Here is a 16,369-nt window from a genome sequence, read left to right as displayed (position 1 = left end):
CGGGCTCGCTGCCGTCAGAGCTTGGTCATCGGCACGCCGCCGATGAGCATCAGCCGGATGGTGCCGGCGGAGCCGAAATCGATGGTGGCAGTCGCCCGCACACCGATGCCCTCAACGGTTTTCACCGTCCCGAGGCCGTACTTGTCGTGCGTCACCCGATCCCCCGCCTGCAACTCGAGCGGCGGTTTGGAACCGAGGCCAGTGCGGCGGGCCGCGGCGGCAGGCCGTCCGTCGGCGCCGAACCGCGAGGGGCGCCGCTCGCCGAAGCGGGACGCCGTCACCGGAGAGGATCGCGACTGCGACCCGGTCGCGCCGAAGGCCCGGCCGGAGAAGAAATCGTCGTCCCGGTCCACGAACGGGGTGTTGGTGACGATCCGCCGCCAGTCGACGAGTTCGTCCGGGACGTCGTCCAGGAATCGCGACGGCGGGTTCGAACCCGGCTGGCCCCAGGCGGATCTGGTGACGGCCCTGGACAGGTACAACCGCCGCCGGGCACGGGTGATGCCGACGTAGGCGAGCCGACGTTCCTCGGACAGCTCGTCGTCGTCGCCCAGCGCCCGCATGTGCGGGAAGATGCCGTCCTCGAGCCCGGTGAGAAAGACCACCGGGAACTCCAGCCCCTTCGCGGTGTGCAGCGTCATCAACGTGACGACACCCTCCTCGGAGTCGGGCACGGCGTCGGCATCGGCCACCAACGAGAGCTGCTCCAACACCCCCTCCAACATCCCCTGCCCGTCGAGTTCCGTTGACAGCAGCGCACTTTCGGCCGCGAGTGCACCGATCTCGTCGTCCGACAGTCCGGTGGCGGTGGCCACCTCCTCACCCGCCCCCTCGGCGGCGGCCTGCCTGGCCGCGATCAGGTTCTCCGCCTGCTCGCGCAGCACGGTGACCAGCTGCTCGAGGTTCTCCAGGCGGGAGCCGTCCTGCGGATCGTCGCTGGCCGCCAGCTCGGCCCGATAACCGGTGCGGTCGATCACCGCGGTGGCCAGATCGGCCGGGTCGCCGCCGTCGGCGACCACCCGGCGCAGGCCGTCCATCAGGTCGTTGAATCCCAGGATGTTCTTGAGCGAACGCGTTGCCAGCGAACCGATTTCCTCGACCCGGCGGAGGGCATCGGCGAACGGGATGCGTTCCTGCTCGGCGAACACCGCCAGCTGCGCCTCGGCCCGGTCGCCGATCCCCCGCTTCGGCGTGTTCAGCACCCGGCGCAGCGACACCTCGTCGTCGGGATTGGCCACCGCCCGCAGATAGGCGAGGACGTCCTTGACCTCCTTGCGCTCGTAGAACCGCACGCCGCCGACGATCCGGTACGGCATCCCGGTCCGGACGAAGATGTCCTCGATCGCCCTCGACGCTGCGTTGGTCCGGTAGAAAACGGCGACATCGCCGTAGCGGCAGGCGTTCTCGTCGACCAGCTTGTCGATCTCCTGGCCGATGAACCTGGCCTCGTCGTACTCGTTGTCGCCGACGTAGCCGACGATCTTCTCGCCGCTGCCCTCCGCCGTCCACAGACTCTTGGCCCGGCGATCGGCGTTCTTCGCGATCACCGAATTGGCCGCCGACAGGATGTTCTGGGTGGAGCGGTAGTTCTGCTCCAGCAGGATGGTCCTGGCGTTCGGGTAGTCGCGTTCGAACTCGACGATGTTGCGGATGGTGGCACCGCGGAAGGCGTAGATCGACTGGTCGGCGTCGCCCACCACCACCAGCTCGCCGGGAACGACCCCGGCGCCGCCGGCGCCGCCGACCAGCTCACGCACCAGGGTGTACTGCGCGTGGTTGGTGTCCTGGTACTCGTCGACCAGGACATGCCGGAACCGCCGGCGATAGTGCTCGGCGACCGCCGGGAACTTCTGCAGCAGGGTGACCGCCTGCATGATCAGGTCGTCGAAGTCGAACGCCGCCGCGGCCTTCAACCTGGCCTGATAGCCCGCGTACACCTCGGCCGTCATCTTCTCCACATCCGATGACGCACGCTCGGCGGCGGCGGCCGGATCCACCAACTCGTTCTTCAGGTTGGAGATGCCGATGGCCAGCGACCGGGCGGTGTTCTTCTTGGTGTCCAGGTCCAGGCCGTTCGCCACCATGGTGACCAGCCGCAGCGAATCGGCCGAGTCGTAGATGGTGAAGGTGGACTTCATCCCCAGGTGGGCGGCCTCGGCACGGAGGATCCGCACGCACATCGAGTGGAAGGTCGACACCCACATCGCCCTGGCCCGGCCGCCGACCAACTCGGCCACCCGCTCCTTCATCTCGGCGGCCGCCTTGTTGGTGAAGGTGATCGCCAGGATCTCGCCAGGATGCGCCCCGCCGGCCGCGAGCAGGTAGGCGATCCGCCTGGTCAGCACCCTGGTCTTGCCGGATCCGGCACCGGCCACCACCAGCAGCGGCGCCCCACGATGTTCCACGGCCGCCCGCTGCTGCGGGTTGAGCCCGACCAGCAACGCCTCCCCCTCGGCCGTGCGTCGAGCACTGGTGGCGGGGTCGGGAGCGCCGGCATCGGGGGTGGCTGGACCGAGCGGTCCATCGGGACTGGTGGGGATCTCGAACAGGCTCGTCATGGCTACTCCACGCTAGCGCCTCCGGCCGACACCCCAGCCCCCCGACGCCCCACCGTGCACCCGCTCAGCGCAGGGTGATCCGTTCACCTTCGTCAGCCAGCAACAGCGGGCCGTCGAAAATCGCCGCCGCCGCCCGGGCCGTGGCGGCGCGATCATTGCCCGGCCAGAAGTGGCTCAGCATCAGACGCTTCACCCCCGCAGCGGACGCGACCTCAGCGGCCCTGCGACCGTCGAGATGCAGATTCGGATCGTCGCCGGGGACCTGCGGGGTGGTCGATTGCTGATATCGATCGCTCGCCTCGGCAATCAGCAGGTCGGCGTCGAGCGCCAGTTCGGCCAGGGCCGGATCGACACCCGTGTCGCCGGTGTAGGCGAGGGTGAGGCCGGCGGCCTCGAGTCGGATTCCCGCATTCGGCACCCAGTGCGGCAGGGCCATGGACAGCAGCCGGAACGGGCCGATCCGGTAGTCGGACGACGGCAGCGGATGCCAATCGAATACCTGACCGGCGCGATCGCCGTCATCCGGATCTTCCAAGGCGGCCAACAGGTCGAGCACGCCGGAAGGTGCGTACAACGGGATCGGCGGCTCCCCTCGTCCGCCGTACCACCTGGCGCGCAGCAGAGCGTGCAGATCCACCGCATGATCGGGGTGCCGATGAGTCACGATCACCGCATCGATGCCCGCGCCGACAGACGAGCCGAGGGCGGCGAACAACCGTGGCAGCGTTCCGTATCCCAGGTCGAGCACGACCCTGAACCCATCGTGCTCCAGCAGGAATCCGCTGCACGAGCGCCCGGCCTCCGGCCATGCCCCGCAGCTGCCCAACACGGTCAAGTGACTGGCCATGCCGACCACTATGCCGACCGTCGCACTCGTCGGCTAGTTCAGCAGGAGCATGCCGACGAAGAAGATCGCGTAGAACCCGAACCCGATGAGCAGCGTTCCCGACGTCAGCATCTTCAGCCTGCCCAGGATCAGGGTGGTCGCCACCGCCGCCAGCGTGATCACCCCGGCCAGCGTGACGGTCGGACTGAAATGCCAAGGGGTGAAGGCGATCCCGATCGCCGACGGGATGGTGACCTGGATCATCATCGAGCCGGCGACATTGGCCAGCGCCAGCGCCTCCTTGCCCTGCCGGACCCAGATCACCGCGTTGAGCACCTCCGGCAGTTCGGTGGCGATGGGCGAGAGCAGCAACGCGGTGACGGCCGGCGCCAGACCCAGATGTGGCCCCAGCGTCTCGATCTGACCGACGAACAACTGACTCGCCGCGAAGATCACCGCCAGGGTGCCGATGGTCTGGGCCGCGATCGCCCAGCCGGGCGGTCGCACGCGCCGTGGAGTCAGCTTCAGCGGCTCCAGTTCGTCGGCGGAGTGGCCGCCGTCGGCCGCTGCATCGCGCAACTCACGCACCACATACACCGCGTAGGCCGCCAGGAAGGCCAGCGCCAGCCACGGCTTCCAGCTGAAAACCACCAGTCCCAGAACGAGTTTGGCAATGAATAGCACGAAGAACCAGCGTTGGTCGCTGATCAGCGCGTGTGCGCCGGCAGGTCGTTTGCGGACCGAGTGATGCACCAGGATCAGCATGATGCCGACCACCGCGTAGGCGATGGTGGACAGCACCAACGGACCGCCCATCGCGGCACCGATGCCGATCTCGTCACGGTCGGAGCCGGACCCGAAAACCACGGCGACGAACGTCACCACTGACTCGGGCAGGGCGGTGCCGATCGCCGCCAGGACCGAACCGACTGCGACAGTACCGACCCGGAGCCGGGCGCCGAGCCATTCGACCGCGTTGACGAACCACGAGCACGCCAGATAGATCGCCGCAGCGGAGAGCAGCAGCAGAAGGATCGCGGTGAGCATGGGTCCTCCGGCGCGGGAGGATTTCGCTGGGGCAGCGACTTCGACCCGAGCCACCAGCACACCTGGGTGCACCGGATCGTCGTCGGTCGAAGGTCTCGCCCACCGGAACAATGTCCGGCCCGTGCGCCGGGAACCACAGGGGGCTCCAGCATGTCGACGTCACGGTGAGGGGGCTACTCCCCTTCGGGTGTCACTCTACCTTCGTTCCTCGGTAGAGCCGACACCCGACGTGGGCCCACCCTTCAGAAGCTGTCGAAGCGTCGTCCCTCCGCTACCAATGCCACTTGACGTGGGCCCACCCTTCAGAGGTCAACGGAACCTTCGTTCCTCGGTAGAGCCGACACCCGACGTGGGCCCACCCTTCAGAAGCTGTCGTAGCGTCGTCCCTCCGCTACCAATGCCACGGAACCTTCACCGCCGCCATGCGTCCTGGTCGGGTGACGGAGGAGACGGTGGCGACAGGGCGGCCCGCTCGCTCGGGGAAGACCGGGCCGGTGATCGCCGTCATCGTCGTTGGCGGGTGCCTGGCTGGGCTGTTCGCCCGACCGATCGGGTTCTCGGGCCTGCCGCTGGTCGCCCAGGCCATCAGCTTCAAGTTGCTGCTGGGACTGGGTGCCGGCGCGATCGCGGTGCTGGTGGCGGTCGGCGCGGCGATCCGCGGCCGGCTGCGGTCAGCGACCGTGCTGACGATCTGCGTTGCGCTGCTGGCCACCGGGGCGATCTTCGGCGTCACCGTGGTGGCCCGCGGAAGCGGGACCGCCGCGGTGGCCGACCCTGACCTGACCGTCGTTGAATTCAACACTCTCGACACCGCCACCACCCCGGCGCAGCTGGCCGAGTTGGTGCGCAGGTCCGACGCCGACATCGTGATGCTGCCGGAGGCGGACCGGGCGAGCACCACCGCCGCTGCCGATCTGCTCGGCGCAGCCGGGCTCGATTTCGAGGTGTTCTCGATGAGCACCCCCGAGCCGTACCCGCTGCCGGTGTCGGCGATGGTCCGGCGCAGTCTCGGCGGCTACCGGCAGGCCCAGGGACCGGACCTGCTGTACGGCTCGCTGCGGCTCGAACCGATCGGCGATTCTCCTTCCGCGCCAACGATCATCGCCGTCCACCCGGTCGGTCCGTCGATCGGTTCCACGCTGTCCGGCTGGCGTTCGGAGAGCAAGACGGTGACGGGGCTGTGCACTCCGGGATCGAACGTGATCGTGGCCGGCGACTTCAACGCCACTGTCGACCACCCGGCATTCGCCGAGCTGACCTGTGCGGACGCGGCGGACCAGGCCGGCGCCGGCGGCTCCGGTACCTGGCCGTCATGGTTGCCGTCAGCCCTGGCCGCGCCGATCGACCACGTGATCGTCGACCCGCAGCGCTACCGCGGCGTTGCGGCGTGGACCGTTCGCACCGGCGGGAGTGACCACCGGGCGTTGGTCGTGCAGTTGCGACGCGGCTGACGACTGCCGCACGGATATGTCCGCATGCTGGGATCACCTTGTGGCATGGCAGATCCGGTGGTTCACTGGTCAGGTGAGCAACGCCAGTCGTCGATTTTTCTATGGGTACCGGATCCCGGCGCCCTTGACGGCCTGAGCTAGCACACCGTCACTGCGAGCCCCGAGATCCAAGAGATCTCGGGGCTTTCTCGTCGCCACAGTCCGGCGGGGCCCGGGGATCTCACCCGAAGACGGCGACACCGCTGTCAGACTGACAGGAGACCCCCACGATGAGGACCACCATGGACACGCCGAAACAGCCAGCACCGTTGCCCAAGATCGAGGTGCCCGCCGATCAGGCCGGCATCGACGAGCTACGGGTCGAGATCGACGCGATCGACGCCGAGTTGGTCCGCCTGATCCAGCGTCGCACCGCCATCTCGAACGCGATCGGCGCCGCACGCAAGGCGATCGGCGGACCGCGCATCGTCTACTCCCGGGAGATGAAGGTGCTGGAACGCTTCCAGGATCTCGGCCCCGCCGGCACCGACCTCGGCATGCTGCTGCTCTCGCTCGGCCGCGGCAACCTCGGCCGTCCGGTCAGGCGCGACTGACGTCAACCCGGCGGTCGGACCAGTTCACACCAGCCGGCGGTCGGTGGCCCAGCGGGACAGCTCGTAGCGGTTGGACTTCTGCGTCTTCCGCAGCACCGACGACACGTGAGTCTCCACCGTCTTGATCGAGATGAACAGCTGGGAGGCGATCTCCTTGTAGGCGTAGCCGCGGGCCAGCAGCTTGAGCACCTCGCGCTCCCGCGGCGACAGCAGGTCGAGTTCGGGATCGGAGACCGGCGCCGTACCGGGTTTCTCCGAGAAGGCGTCCAGTACGAACCCGGCCAGCCGGGGCGAGAACACCGCGTCGCCGGCGGCCACCCGCACCACCGCGTCGGCCAGTTCCCGACCGGAGATGGTCTTGGTGACATACCCGCGGGCCCCGCCGCGGATCACGTTGATGACGTCCTCGGAGGCGTCGGACACCGACAGCGCCAGGAACACCACCTCCGGCAGGGCATCGTGCACCTGGTCGAGCACCGCGCGGCCGCCGCCGTCGGGCATGTGCACGTCCAGCAGCACCACGTCCGGCTGATCGCCCTGGATCCTGACCACCGCCTCGCCGACCGAGCCGGCCTCGCCGATCACCTCGATCCGTTCGTCGTGCAGTCCGGCGAGTTCGGCCTTGACCCCGGAGCGGAACATCGCGTGGTCGTCGACCAGGAACACCCGTACCGGCGGCTTCGCCTGCGGCGTCTCGGTGTCTTCGGGGGTTGTCGGGTCCTGCTCCGTCATCGATCGGCTCCTGTGGAGTCGGCCGTACGGGCCGACTCCTTCTCGGGTCGCTTCTTCAGTTCAACCGGCGGCTGTTGCTGCTCGATCGGCATGGTCAGCTCCACCTCGGTGCCGTGTCCGGGTTCGGACCGGACTCTGGCGGTGCCGCCGTGCCTGTCCATCCTGCCCCGGATCGACTCCGCCAGGCCACGCCGGTCGGCGTCGACCGCGTTCGGATCGAACCCGACCCCCCGGTCGCGGACGAAGACGCTCGCGGTGCCACCCTCCACCTCGGCGTACACGCTGAGCTCGGTCTCGCCGGAGTGTTTCGCCGAGTTGACCATCGCCTCCTTCGCGGCGGCGACCAGCGCCGCCAGCCCGGGATGTACCTCGGCGTCGCCGACCACCACCGGCTCGACCTTCACCGCGTAGGTGTCCTCGACATCGGCGGCGGCGGTGGCCAGGGCGGCGGCCAGCATGGTGTCGCCGTCGGTGTGCCCCGGGGCGCCGCGCGCACCGGCGTAACCGGCGGGTCCGTACAGCCAGGTCCGCAGTTCACGTTCCTGTCCGCGGGCCAGCCGCAGCACCTCCCTGGCGTCACCGGATTGCCGCTGGATCAGCGCCAGCGTCTGCAGTACGGAGTCGTGCAGGTGGGCGGCGATCTCGGCCCGCTCTGTCTCGGCGATCCGCTCGCTGCGTTCGTCGCCGAGCGCCCGGACCAGCCGCAGCCACCACGGAATGGTGATCAGCGCGATGCCGACCAGGGTGAGCAGCACGGCGATCAGCGCCGACCGGATGGCGGAGAACTCGAACTGGCCGAGGGCGAACACCGTCAGCCCACCGATCACCAGCGCGATGCCGCCACCCAGCCGCCACCAGGCGCCGGCGCCGGGCGTGGCCAGGCCGGAGGCCGAGCGCCGCCACCTGGCCCGGCGGGTGTCGTCGGCCTCCCGCCAGATGAAGGCGGCGCCGACGGCGGCCAGCCCGAGCGGGCCGAGCACCCAGCCGACCGCGCTGCTGAAGCCGAGCGCGGTCCCGATCAGCACCAGCGCGAGCCCGATGGCGGCGATGCCGAAGGCCTGCCGGCGTTCCCGTGCGGTGGTCGGCGTCGGCGGTCCGGTGACCGCCGGATTCTGCGGCACGAAGATCCACAGCAGCGCGTAGGCGACCAACCCGGCGCCGGCCAGCGCGCTGAGCACGGCGAAGGCCGCCCGCACCCAGATCACCGGGACCTTCAGGTGGTCGGCGACGCCGCCGGCGACACCGGCCAGCACCGCGCCCTGCCGACGCCGCAGCAACCGGTCGATTCCATCCGGGGTCTGCAGCGCGATGCGGGGCGCGGCGGTGGCCCGGGATCCGACGGCCGGCGGGGCCGGCGGGACCGGCTGGGCTGAAGGGACCGGCTGGGCTGAAGGGGCCGGCTGGGCTGACGGGGCCGGCTGGGCTGACGCCGGCCGGTCGGCCGGCGCGGCCAGGTTCTCGACCCGGGTCGCCGGATCCGGCGGCGGACCGGCGGCCGCGGCCGCTTCGGGGTCCGGCCGGTTGTCCGGGGCAGGGGTCGGTGCGCTCACCTGTCCACTGTCACACGGATCAGCTGCCAGGTGGATCGGGGTCCACCCTGGTTTCGGCAACCAGGGTCATCCCCGATGGTGCTGACCAGCCGGTTTCGGCAAGCTCGAGTCATGACCTCGTCGCAGTCCTACCCACCACCGTTCGAGCAGCCGCCGTTCGAGCAGCCGTACGGTGAGCCGCCGGAACCCAGGCACCCGCTGCACCGTTTCCGGCGCTCGAGCCGGGACCGCAAGATCGGCGGCGTCGCCGGCGGCATCGGCCGGGCGCTCGGCGTCGATCCGGTGCTGATCCGGATCGCCTTCGTGGTGCTCACCATCTTCGGCGGCGCCGGGGTCGGCATCTACGCGCTCGGCTGGCTGCTGTTGCCCGGCGATCACGACCAGGCCTCCGCCGGCGAGGCGTTGATCGGACGCGGTCGGTCGTCGGTGCCGGCGCCGCTGGCCGTGGTGCTGTGCCTGGTGGTGCTCGGCTCATTCACCTCCACCTTCACCTGGGGACGGCACCTGCTGCCGATCGCCATCGTCGCCGCCATCGTGTTCTTCGTGGTCGGCCGCCGGCGTCGGCGCAGCTGGCGCTTCCACGACAGCGACAAGTTCGGCGAGCACCTGCAGCACTTCGCCGACCGGGCCGGCCGCTGGGGCGACGACGTCGGCCGCAAGGCCGAGCGCTGGGGCGACGACGTCGGCCGCAAGGCCGAGCGCTGGGCCGATGACTTCGGTCGCCGGGCAGAGCGGTGGGGCAATGATCTCGGACGGCGGATGGGCGGCGACCGCGCCCGGCCGGCCGATTCCGGCGCCGGCCGCACCGGGGCCGCCGATGCCGGCGCCGACCGCACCGGGTCCGGCTCCCGTGGTTCCTCACCGTTCGAGGCGCCGGCATTCTGGGATGACGCCGCCCGGTCCGCCGGGCCGGTCGATCTGGCCAAGCCCGGTCCGACGGCGCCCGGTCCGACGGCGCCCGCTCCGACGGCGCCCGCTCCGACCTCGGTTGACCCGACCTTGGTCGACCCGACCTCGGTCGACCCGACCTCGGTTGACCCGGACCGCGCCGCCTCCGACTCCGGCCGGCCCTACCGGCCGTCAGCCCCGGCCTGGGACCCGCTGGGGGCCGCGCCGTTCGCCTGGGATCTGCCCGAGCCCGGCCCGGTGCCGCCATCGCCGCAGGAGCTGGCCCGCAACCGGCGGGCGAAGGCATTGGGGCGCGCGACTTTCGGCGTCGCATTGATCGTCGCCGCGACGATGGCATTGGGTGTCTCGGTGCACTGGTGGGACGTCAGCTGGGCGGCGATCAGCGCCTCGGCGCTGGCCGTGGTGGCGGTCGGGGTCTTCGTCTCGGCGGTCCGTGGCCGCCGGTCGAACCTGATCGGCGTCGGCATCCTGCTGTCGTTGGCCACCGCGTTCTTCACCGTCACCGGCTTCAGCGGCACCGGCGGCTTCGGTGACCGGACCTGGACACCGACGACGGTCGCCGAGATCGAGGCGGCCAACGGCAGCTTCTCACTCGCCGCCGGTGACGCGACCCTGGATCTGACCAACGTCGATGTCCCGAAGGGCGAGACGGTGACCATCGATGCCGACCTGAACATGGGCGACCTGACGGTGATCCTGCCGAACGATGCCAACGTCCAGGCGACCTGCACCGGCAACGTCGGCTCGATGTCCTGCCTGGGCGAGCAGCGGGACGGGGCCAGCAACGAGAGCCACCGGAACGAGACCGGCAACCAGAACGCGGGGACCTTCGAGCTCACCGCGCACGTCGGCGCCGGCAACCTGGAGGTGCGTCGTGGCTGAGCAGACGAACGAGTCGGACCGGACCGAGCGCACCGGCCGTGGCCCGAGCATTGTCGGCGTGCTCTGGGCACTGGTGTTCGGCGTGGTCGCGGTGGTCGGCTTCACCGGGAACTTCCAATGGCTCGCCGACAGCGCCACCAAATGGATCATCGCCGGGGTGGTCGCCCTGGTCGGGCTGGCCATGGTGCTCACTGCCCTGCCGGGTCGCTCCGGCGACTGAGCTGCCAGGCCGTCAGCTCGGCCGGGGTGTCGACATCCCCGACGGCGGTGGCCGGCAGCAGCACCTCGCGAACAGCCAGGTCCGCTGCCAGCGCCCGCATCGAGCGGCCGGCCGGATCGCCCCGGCGCAGTGCAGCGGCGAGCGGGCCGGGCCGGTAGAGCCCGGCCAGCCACTGGCGGCGACCGGCGTCATCCACCCCGATCAGGGCCTGCACACCCGCGGCCGTCGGCAGTTCCGCGGCGGCGAGCAGCGCCGTCACCAGTGCGCGGGAACCCGGCTGGTCGACGGCCAGCAGCAGTACCCAGTCCGCCGGATCCAGCGGCAGCCGCGTCATCCCGGCGGCGACCGCGGCCACCGGACCGCCGAACGGTGGGTCCTCCCGGACCAGCAGCACCGGGCCGGGCACCGGCAGATCGGGGCCGCCGACCACCACCGTCGTCCTGGCCGCACCAGCGGCCCGGAGCGCAATGTCCAGCAACGACTCGCCACCCGCCGTCAGCTGCGCCTTGTCCAGCCCGCCGAGCCGGGTGGCCCGGCCACCGGCCGGCACGATCGCGTCGAAGATCACCGGTCCAGTATCGACGGCCGCCCGGGATCCGCGGCGGCTATCGTCGGCAGGGATGACGCACACCGAAATTGCTTCCAGCGCGCGCTCACCGGGGAACCGATGAGAGCGAGCAAACGCCGCCCGGTGCTCCGGTTGCGCACGAACGACACCGCCGCCGGCGTCACCGAGGACACCAGGGCCGACCTGCTGGCCGGCGAGGAGCCGCTGGAGATCCGGGTCGGCGGGGTGTCGTTCGCGGTCACCATGCGCACTCCCGGCAACGACTTCGACCTGGCCATCGGGTTCCTGCTCAGCGAGGGGATGATCACCTCGGCGGGCGAGATCGCCGAGATTTCATATGGCCCCGGTGTCGATGCCGACGGATCGGCCAGCTACAACATTGTCGACGTCCGGCTCGCCGCGGGTGTACCGCCGCCGGACCCGGCGCTGGCCCGACAGCTGTACACCTCCTCGTCCTGCGGGGTCTGCGGGACGTCATCCATCAAGGCGGTGACGAAGCAGTCCGGCTACGCCGTCGCCCTGGACTCAGCGACGGTTCCGCTGACGACCCTGTTGGCACTGCCGGAACGGCTGCGGCAGGGCCAGCAGCTGTTCCGCCGAACCGGCGGCACCCATGCCGCCGGACTGTTCGCCATCGACGACCAGGGCGACGCCGAGCTGCTCTACCTCCGGGAGGACGTCGGCCGGCACAACGCCGTCGACAAGGTGACCGGCGCCGCCCTGCGGGACGCGGCGATCCCGTTGCGGCACACCGTGTTGCAGGTCTCCGGCCGGGCGTCGTTCGAATTGGTGCAGAAGGCGTCGATGGCGGGCATCCCGGTGTTGTCGGCGGTCAGCTCGCCGTCCGCGCTGGCCGTCGAACTGGCCGAGGAGGTGGGACTGACGCTCGCCGGGTTCTCTCGCGGCGACTCGGTGAACATCTACAGCGGGTCCGACCGGATCCGACGCTGACCGGCAGCTCAGCCGCCCGTAGGCAGGGCCGACAGCCGTTCGCCCTCACTCCCATTCGATGGTGCCGGGCGGCTTCGGGGTGACGTCAAGCACCACCCGGTTCACCTCGTCCACCTCGCCGGTGATCCGGCCGGAGATCGTCGACAGCAGGTCGTACGGAAGGCGGGTCCAGTCCGCCGTCATGGCGTCCTCGCTGGACACCGGCCGGAGCACGATCGGATGCCCGTAGGTGCGTCCGTCACCCTGCACCCCGACCGACCTGACCTCGGCCAGCAGCACCACCGGGCACTGCCAGATCTCGCTGTCCACACCGGCTTTCGTCATCTCCTCGCGGACGATGGCGTCCGCCGCCCGCAGGGTCTGCAGCCGGTCGCTGGTCACCTCGCCGATGATCCGGATGCCCAGGCCCGGGCCGGGGAAGGGATGACGCGCGACGATCTCCTCCGGCAGCCCGAGCTCGCGGCCCAGCGCCCTGACCTCGTCCTTGAACAGCGTGCGGAGCGGTTCGACCAGCTGGAAGGTGAGGTCGTCGGGCAGCCCACCGACGTTGTGGTGCGACTTGATGGTGGCGGTGCCGGTGCCGCCGCCGGACTCGACGACATCCGGATACAGGGTGCCCTGCACCAGGTACTTGATGCCGCCCTCGACCTGGGCGACGTCGGCCGCTGCCTGTTCGAAGACCCGGATGAACTCCCGGCCGATGATCTTGCGCTTGGTCTCCGGGTCGGTGATGCCGGTCAGCGCGCCGAGGAAGCGCTCGGACGCGTCGACGGTGATCAGATGGATCCCGGTGGCGGCCACGTAGTCGCGCTCCACCTGTTCGCGTTCGCCGGCCCGCAACAGGCCGTGATCGACGAACACACAGGTCAGCTGGTCGCCGACGGCGCGGTGCACCAGGGCGGCCGCGACCGCCGAGTCGACCCCGCCGGACAGCGCGCACAGCACCTTGTCGCCGCCGACCACCTGCCTGATGGCCGCGACCTGCTCGACCAGGATCTCCCCCGGTGTCCAGTCTGCCGTCAGCCCAGCGATGTCGAACAGGAAGCGCCGCAACACATCCTGGCCGAACTGGGTGTGTGCGACCTCCGGGTGGTACTGGACGCCGGCCAGTCGACGGTCGACATTCTCGAAAGCGGCGATCGGGGTGTCGGCGGTGCCGGCAGTCACGGTGAAGCCGTCTGGCGCGATGGCAACCGCGTCGCCGTGACTCATCCAGACCTCGGCGCTGCCCGGCAAGTCGCGCAGCAGGGTGCCGTGGTCATCGGCTACCTGCAGCCGGGTCGGCCCGTACTCGCGTCGGCCGGTGCGGTCGACGGTGCCGCCGAGCGCGGCGGTCATCGCCTGGAAGCCGTAGCAGATCCCGAACACCGGGAGCTGCTGGTCGAACAGCGCCGGGTCGACCTGCGGCGCCCCCTCGGCGTAGACCGACGACGGGCCGCCGGAAAGGATCACCGCAGCCGGCTCCCTGGCCAGCAGCTCACTCAGCGGCATCGACGACGGGACGATCTCGGAATACACCCCGGCCTCGCGGACCCGGCGCGCGATCAGCTGGGCGTACTGAGCGCCGAAATCGACTACCAGCACGGGCTTGTGGTCTGGTTCGGTGAGGGCGTTCTCGGGCACGTCGGTCCCTTTCGGGTCGGTGCCGGCTGACGATCGGACCGAGGGTCACCCGCTCGGCGCCGCTCGCCGTTCGCGGATCCAGTCCGCCGGCACGTTCGGCACCGACCGGTCCCTCCCTGGGCTTTTCTCCCGGAGGTGACTGCCCGCCGCAGGGATGCGGCGACAGCTGTGGCGCTCGGACCTGCTCACCCACTTCGGGGTGACGGAACCCTAGCCACCGTCGTCGGTCAGCTCGGCAGAAGTCTAACCCTGGCCGGCCGGCGACGGCTGATCGGCCGCCCGCTCCGCGTCGCTGCGCAGGACGCAGAACTCGTTGCCTTCCGGATCCTGCAGCACTGCCCAGCCCTTGCCGTCCGGAAGGCGGCGATCGTCGTACATCGCGGCTCCCAGGTCGAGAAGCCGCTGCACCTCGGCGTCGCGGTCCTGCTGGGCCGACACCAGACACAGGTGCGCCCGGTTCTTCACCGTCTTGCCCTCCGGCACCTTGAGGAACAGCAGCGCCTGCCCGTTCGGGCCCTCGAGCCCGCATTCCTCGTCGCCGGGCGCATCGTCGGGCCCGAGGGTGAAGTCGTCGAGCACGTTGTTCCACCAGCTCGACTGGGCGTAGGGATCGTGGGCGTCGAAGCAGATGTTCGCAATATGTGAGCTCATCGGTCGAGCCTTGCAGGATGCGCGCGCGGCCGCACCTGAGTTCGGCACCTCACGCTAACGTCTGGTCATGTCCGAATTCGTCGATGTCGACGCCAGCGCCGACCCGTTGGCCTTGGTCGACTATTTGGACCGAGCCACGCGGGGTCTGGCCGAACTGCAGCAGATGGCCCTGAACGCGCTCGGAGTCCGGCCCGGGCAGAGGATTCTCGATCTCGGCTGCGGCGCCGGGCACTTCCTCGAGACGCTCACTGTTCTGGGGGCTCAGCCGGTGGGGGTGGATGTCAGCAGCGTGATGACGACGCAGGCGCGACAGCGCTGCGGTCCGCGAACACCGGTGGTTCGAGGCACCGCCTCGGGCCTGCCGTTCAAGGACGCTGCCTTTGACGGCTGCCACACGGAGCGAGTCCTGCAACATCTGTCCGATCTACCGGCGGCGGTCGCCGAACTCGCCCGGTTGACGATCGGTGGTGGTCGATTCGCGTCTCTGGAGACCCACTGGAATTCCTTCAGGCTGACGGTAGGAGATCCGGCGTTCGCGGGTCTGGTCGCCGAAAGTGTGCCGGCAGGTTTCCGCCAACCCGATCTGCGTTCCAACTTGCCGCCGGCGCTGGAGGCGGCCGGGTTCACGAGCGTGCGAATGCGCGTCGACACCATGCGGTCGACGCTGGCCGACCTGACCGCCGTCAACATCCCGAAAGCCCTGGCCCGCATCGCATCTACCGGCGCTGTCGACAAGAGGCGCCTCGACAGTTGGTGGACGGATACACAGCAGCAGGATGCACCTGACGCCGTCCTACTCGACCGGATCGTGTTCTCGGCGGACCGCAATTGAAGCCGCGCGAACACGCATTCCGGTTGTGGCGCAGAACGTTCGATCGATCCCAGGTTTCGCCGCCGGCGAACAGGCCCGGATTTGTCGGCCGGATCCCTTGCGGTGTCGGCGGTTCGTCGTAGAATCGAACGTATGATCGATACGGGGGTGACGGGGTGACGACAGGCACGTGGCAGGCGGCCACCAGAGGGCGACTCCAGGTGGATGTGCAACGGCCGGTAGAGAGGTACGGGCCGTTGGAGCTGGAACTGGACGCGCTGCTCAGTTCCGTCGGCGACGGTGTCGTCCAGTCGGTGACGGCGTTCACCGAGATTCTGCGGACCGCCGCGCCTGCCCGCGACGCGGCCGCCCGGATCGAGCGGATCGCCGCGTTGGAGCAGGCCCGGGCCGTGTTGGCGGCGGCGCAGTTGGCGGAGGAGGTGGCGTTCGCCGAACAGCAACGCGCCGAACAGTCCGCATCCGGTGTTCCGGCGTCGAAGTTGGGCCGCGGCATCGCCGAGCAGTCCCCCGCAAGCGGGAGGTGCCCCCACGGGTTCGCCCGGCGGATCTCCCCGGTCGCCGCGTCCCGGCACGTCGGCCTGGCGGTCACCCTGCGGGACCGGCTCCCCGAAGCGCTGAAACAGCTGTGGGCGGGCGCGGTGTCCGAGGACCAGTGCGCGATCCTGGCGAACCGCACCTCACACCTGAGCGACACCGACGCGACCCTGGTCGATGCCGGGATCTCCCCGCGGATGTCGGGTTGGAACAAGGCGCAGACCGAGCAGGCCGCCGACGCCGCCGCGTACGCGATTGACCCGGACGGCCTGATCGCTCGGCGCACTGCCGCGGAGAAGGACCGCCGGGTCTGGGTGCGGCCGGGTAAGGACGGGATGGCGAACCTCGGTGCGTCGCTGCCGCTGGCGCAGGGTGTGCGGGTGTACGCGACCCTGCTGAAGAGGGCGAAAGCGATCCGCGGTGTCGGCGGCGAGACCCGCAC

General features: G+C 70.1%; 15 protein-coding genes. 7 read left to right on the top strand and 8 right to left on the bottom strand.

Annotation, left to right across the window (positions count from 1 at the left end; all coding sequences use genetic code 11):
- Window positions 1-14: 14 nt before the first annotated feature.
- The 3 genes from K340_RS0119905 to K340_RS0119895 all read right to left on the bottom strand — a co-directional run bounded on the left by K340_RS0119905 (window position 15) and on the right by K340_RS0119895 (window position 4,431).
- A complete protein-coding gene (locus K340_RS0119905) occupies window positions 15-2,558 on the bottom strand; it encodes a UvrD-helicase domain-containing protein (protein WP_029137996.1) in 2,544 nt (847 codons plus the stop codon).
- A 64-nt stretch (window positions 2,559-2,622) separates the two neighbouring features.
- Window positions 2,623-3,405 carry an MBL fold metallo-hydrolase gene (locus K340_RS0119900; protein ID WP_037365898.1) on the bottom strand — a complete coding sequence of 261 codons (783 nt, stop codon included), beginning with the start codon at window positions 3,403-3,405 and terminating at the stop codon, window positions 2,623-2,625.
- A gap of 33 nt (window positions 3,406-3,438) precedes the next feature.
- Window positions 3,439-4,431, bottom strand: a complete 993-nt coding sequence (locus K340_RS0119895) for a sodium:calcium antiporter (protein WP_029137994.1) — start codon at window positions 4,429-4,431, stop codon at window positions 3,439-3,441.
- Between the two features lie 452 nt (window positions 4,432-4,883).
- Between K340_RS0119895 and K340_RS31760 the strand changes: the two genes are divergently transcribed.
- Together K340_RS31760 and K340_RS0119885 are read left to right on the top strand one after the other, a co-directional pair.
- Window positions 4,884-5,882, top strand: coding sequence for an endonuclease/exonuclease/phosphatase family protein (locus K340_RS31760; RefSeq protein ID WP_161632149.1), 999 nt, complete (start codon window positions 4,884-4,886; stop codon window positions 5,880-5,882).
- A 269-nt stretch (window positions 5,883-6,151) separates the two neighbouring features.
- Complete coding sequence (locus K340_RS0119885) at window positions 6,152-6,475, top strand: chorismate mutase (protein ID WP_029137993.1); 324 nt, start codon at window positions 6,152-6,154, stop codon at window positions 6,473-6,475.
- Between the two features lie 24 nt (window positions 6,476-6,499).
- On the opposite strand, the gene K340_RS0119880 is transcribed toward K340_RS0119885, so the two are convergent.
- Together K340_RS0119880 and K340_RS31755 are read right to left on the bottom strand one after the other, a co-directional pair.
- Complete coding sequence (locus K340_RS0119880) at window positions 6,500-7,207, bottom strand: response regulator (RefSeq protein WP_037365878.1); 708 nt, start codon at window positions 7,205-7,207, stop codon at window positions 6,500-6,502.
- Window positions 7,204-8,757, bottom strand: a complete 1,554-nt coding sequence (locus K340_RS31755; protein WP_245599652.1) for an ATP-binding protein — start codon at window positions 8,755-8,757, stop codon at window positions 7,204-7,206. The genes K340_RS0119880 and K340_RS31755 overlap by 4 nt, the downstream gene beginning before the upstream one ends.
- Before the next feature lie 111 nt (window positions 8,758-8,868).
- On the opposite strand from K340_RS31755, the gene K340_RS0119870 reads away from it, so the two are divergent.
- A complete protein-coding gene (locus K340_RS0119870) occupies window positions 8,869-10,548 on the top strand; it encodes a PspC domain-containing protein (protein WP_029137991.1) in 1,680 nt (559 codons plus the stop codon).
- A complete protein-coding gene (locus tag K340_RS0119865; RefSeq protein ID WP_029137990.1) occupies window positions 10,541-10,768 on the top strand; it encodes a hypothetical protein in 228 nt (75 codons plus the stop codon). The genes K340_RS0119870 and K340_RS0119865 overlap by 8 nt, the downstream gene beginning before the upstream one ends.
- On the opposite strand, the gene mobA is transcribed toward K340_RS0119865, so the two are convergent.
- The gene (gene mobA, locus K340_RS31750) at window positions 10,737-11,336 is read right to left on the bottom strand and encodes a molybdenum cofactor guanylyltransferase (RefSeq protein ID WP_037365875.1); all 600 of its coding nucleotides are present in this window, start codon (window positions 11,334-11,336) and stop codon (window positions 10,737-10,739) included. The two genes, K340_RS0119865 and mobA, sit on opposite strands and share 32 nt — an antisense overlap.
- Window positions 11,337-11,435: 99 nt before the next feature.
- Here mobA and fdhD point away from each other — a divergent pair, with 99 nt between their 5' ends.
- Window positions 11,436-12,287, top strand: coding sequence for a formate dehydrogenase accessory sulfurtransferase FdhD (gene fdhD / locus K340_RS0119855; RefSeq protein WP_037365872.1), 852 nt, complete (start codon window positions 11,436-11,438; stop codon window positions 12,285-12,287).
- 45 nt (window positions 12,288-12,332) lie between these two features.
- Here fdhD and guaA read toward each other — a convergent pair whose 3' ends face one another.
- Both guaA and K340_RS0119845 read right to left on the bottom strand, forming a co-directional pair.
- Window positions 12,333-13,910 carry a glutamine-hydrolyzing GMP synthase gene (guaA, locus tag K340_RS0119850; RefSeq protein ID WP_037365870.1) on the bottom strand — a complete coding sequence of 526 codons (1,578 nt, stop codon included), beginning with the start codon at window positions 13,908-13,910 and terminating at the stop codon, window positions 12,333-12,335.
- Between the two features lie 243 nt (window positions 13,911-14,153).
- Window positions 14,154-14,561, bottom strand: coding sequence for a VOC family protein (locus tag K340_RS0119845; RefSeq protein ID WP_029137987.1), 408 nt, complete (start codon window positions 14,559-14,561; stop codon window positions 14,154-14,156).
- Between the two features lie 106 nt (window positions 14,562-14,667).
- On the opposite strand from K340_RS0119845, the gene K340_RS34570 reads away from it, so the two are divergent.
- Together K340_RS34570 and K340_RS0119835 are read left to right on the top strand one after the other, a co-directional pair.
- Window positions 14,668-15,393: a methyltransferase domain-containing protein gene (locus K340_RS34570; RefSeq protein ID WP_161632148.1), complete on the top strand. Its 726-nt coding sequence runs from the start codon at window positions 14,668-14,670 to the stop codon at window positions 15,391-15,393.
- Between the two features lie 155 nt (window positions 15,394-15,548).
- A partial coding sequence (locus K340_RS0119835) for a DUF222 domain-containing protein (protein WP_029137986.1) occupies window positions 15,549-16,369 on the top strand: 821 nt, incomplete at its 3' end.

Source organism: Nakamurella lactea DSM 19367 (assembly GCF_000426645.1).
In the GTDB taxonomy this organism is placed as follows: Bacteria; Actinomycetota; Actinomycetes; order Mycobacteriales; family Nakamurellaceae; genus Nakamurella; species Nakamurella lactea.
This window is presented reverse-complemented; position numbering and strand designations above follow the sequence as displayed.

Excerpts from the sequence above, each read along its gene's own strand:
- K340_RS0119880 (WP_037365878.1), bottom strand. The coding sequence starts at position 7,207 with ATGACGGAGCAGGACCCGACAACCCCCGAAGACACCGAGACGCCGCAG.
- K340_RS0119845 (WP_029137987.1), bottom strand. The coding sequence starts at position 14,561 with ATGAGCTCACATATTGCGAACATCTGCTTCGACGCCCACGATCCCTAC.
- fdhD (WP_037365872.1), top strand. The coding sequence starts at position 11,436 with ATGAGAGCGAGCAAACGCCGCCCGGTGCTCCGGTTGCGCACGAACGAC.
- K340_RS0119885 (WP_029137993.1), top strand. The coding sequence starts at position 6,152 with ATGAGGACCACCATGGACACGCCGAAACAGCCAGCACCGTTGCCCAAG.
- K340_RS0119905 (WP_029137996.1), bottom strand. The coding sequence starts at position 2,558 with ATGACGAGCCTGTTCGAGATCCCCACCAGTCCCGATGGACCGCTCGGT.
- K340_RS0119870 (WP_029137991.1), top strand. The coding sequence starts at position 8,869 with ATGACCTCGTCGCAGTCCTACCCACCACCGTTCGAGCAGCCGCCGTTC.
- K340_RS0119900 (WP_037365898.1), bottom strand. The coding sequence starts at position 3,405 with ATGGCCAGTCACTTGACCGTGTTGGGCAGCTGCGGGGCATGGCCGGAG.
- K340_RS0119895 (WP_029137994.1), bottom strand. The coding sequence starts at position 4,431 with ATGCTCACCGCGATCCTTCTGCTGCTGCTCTCCGCTGCGGCGATCTAT.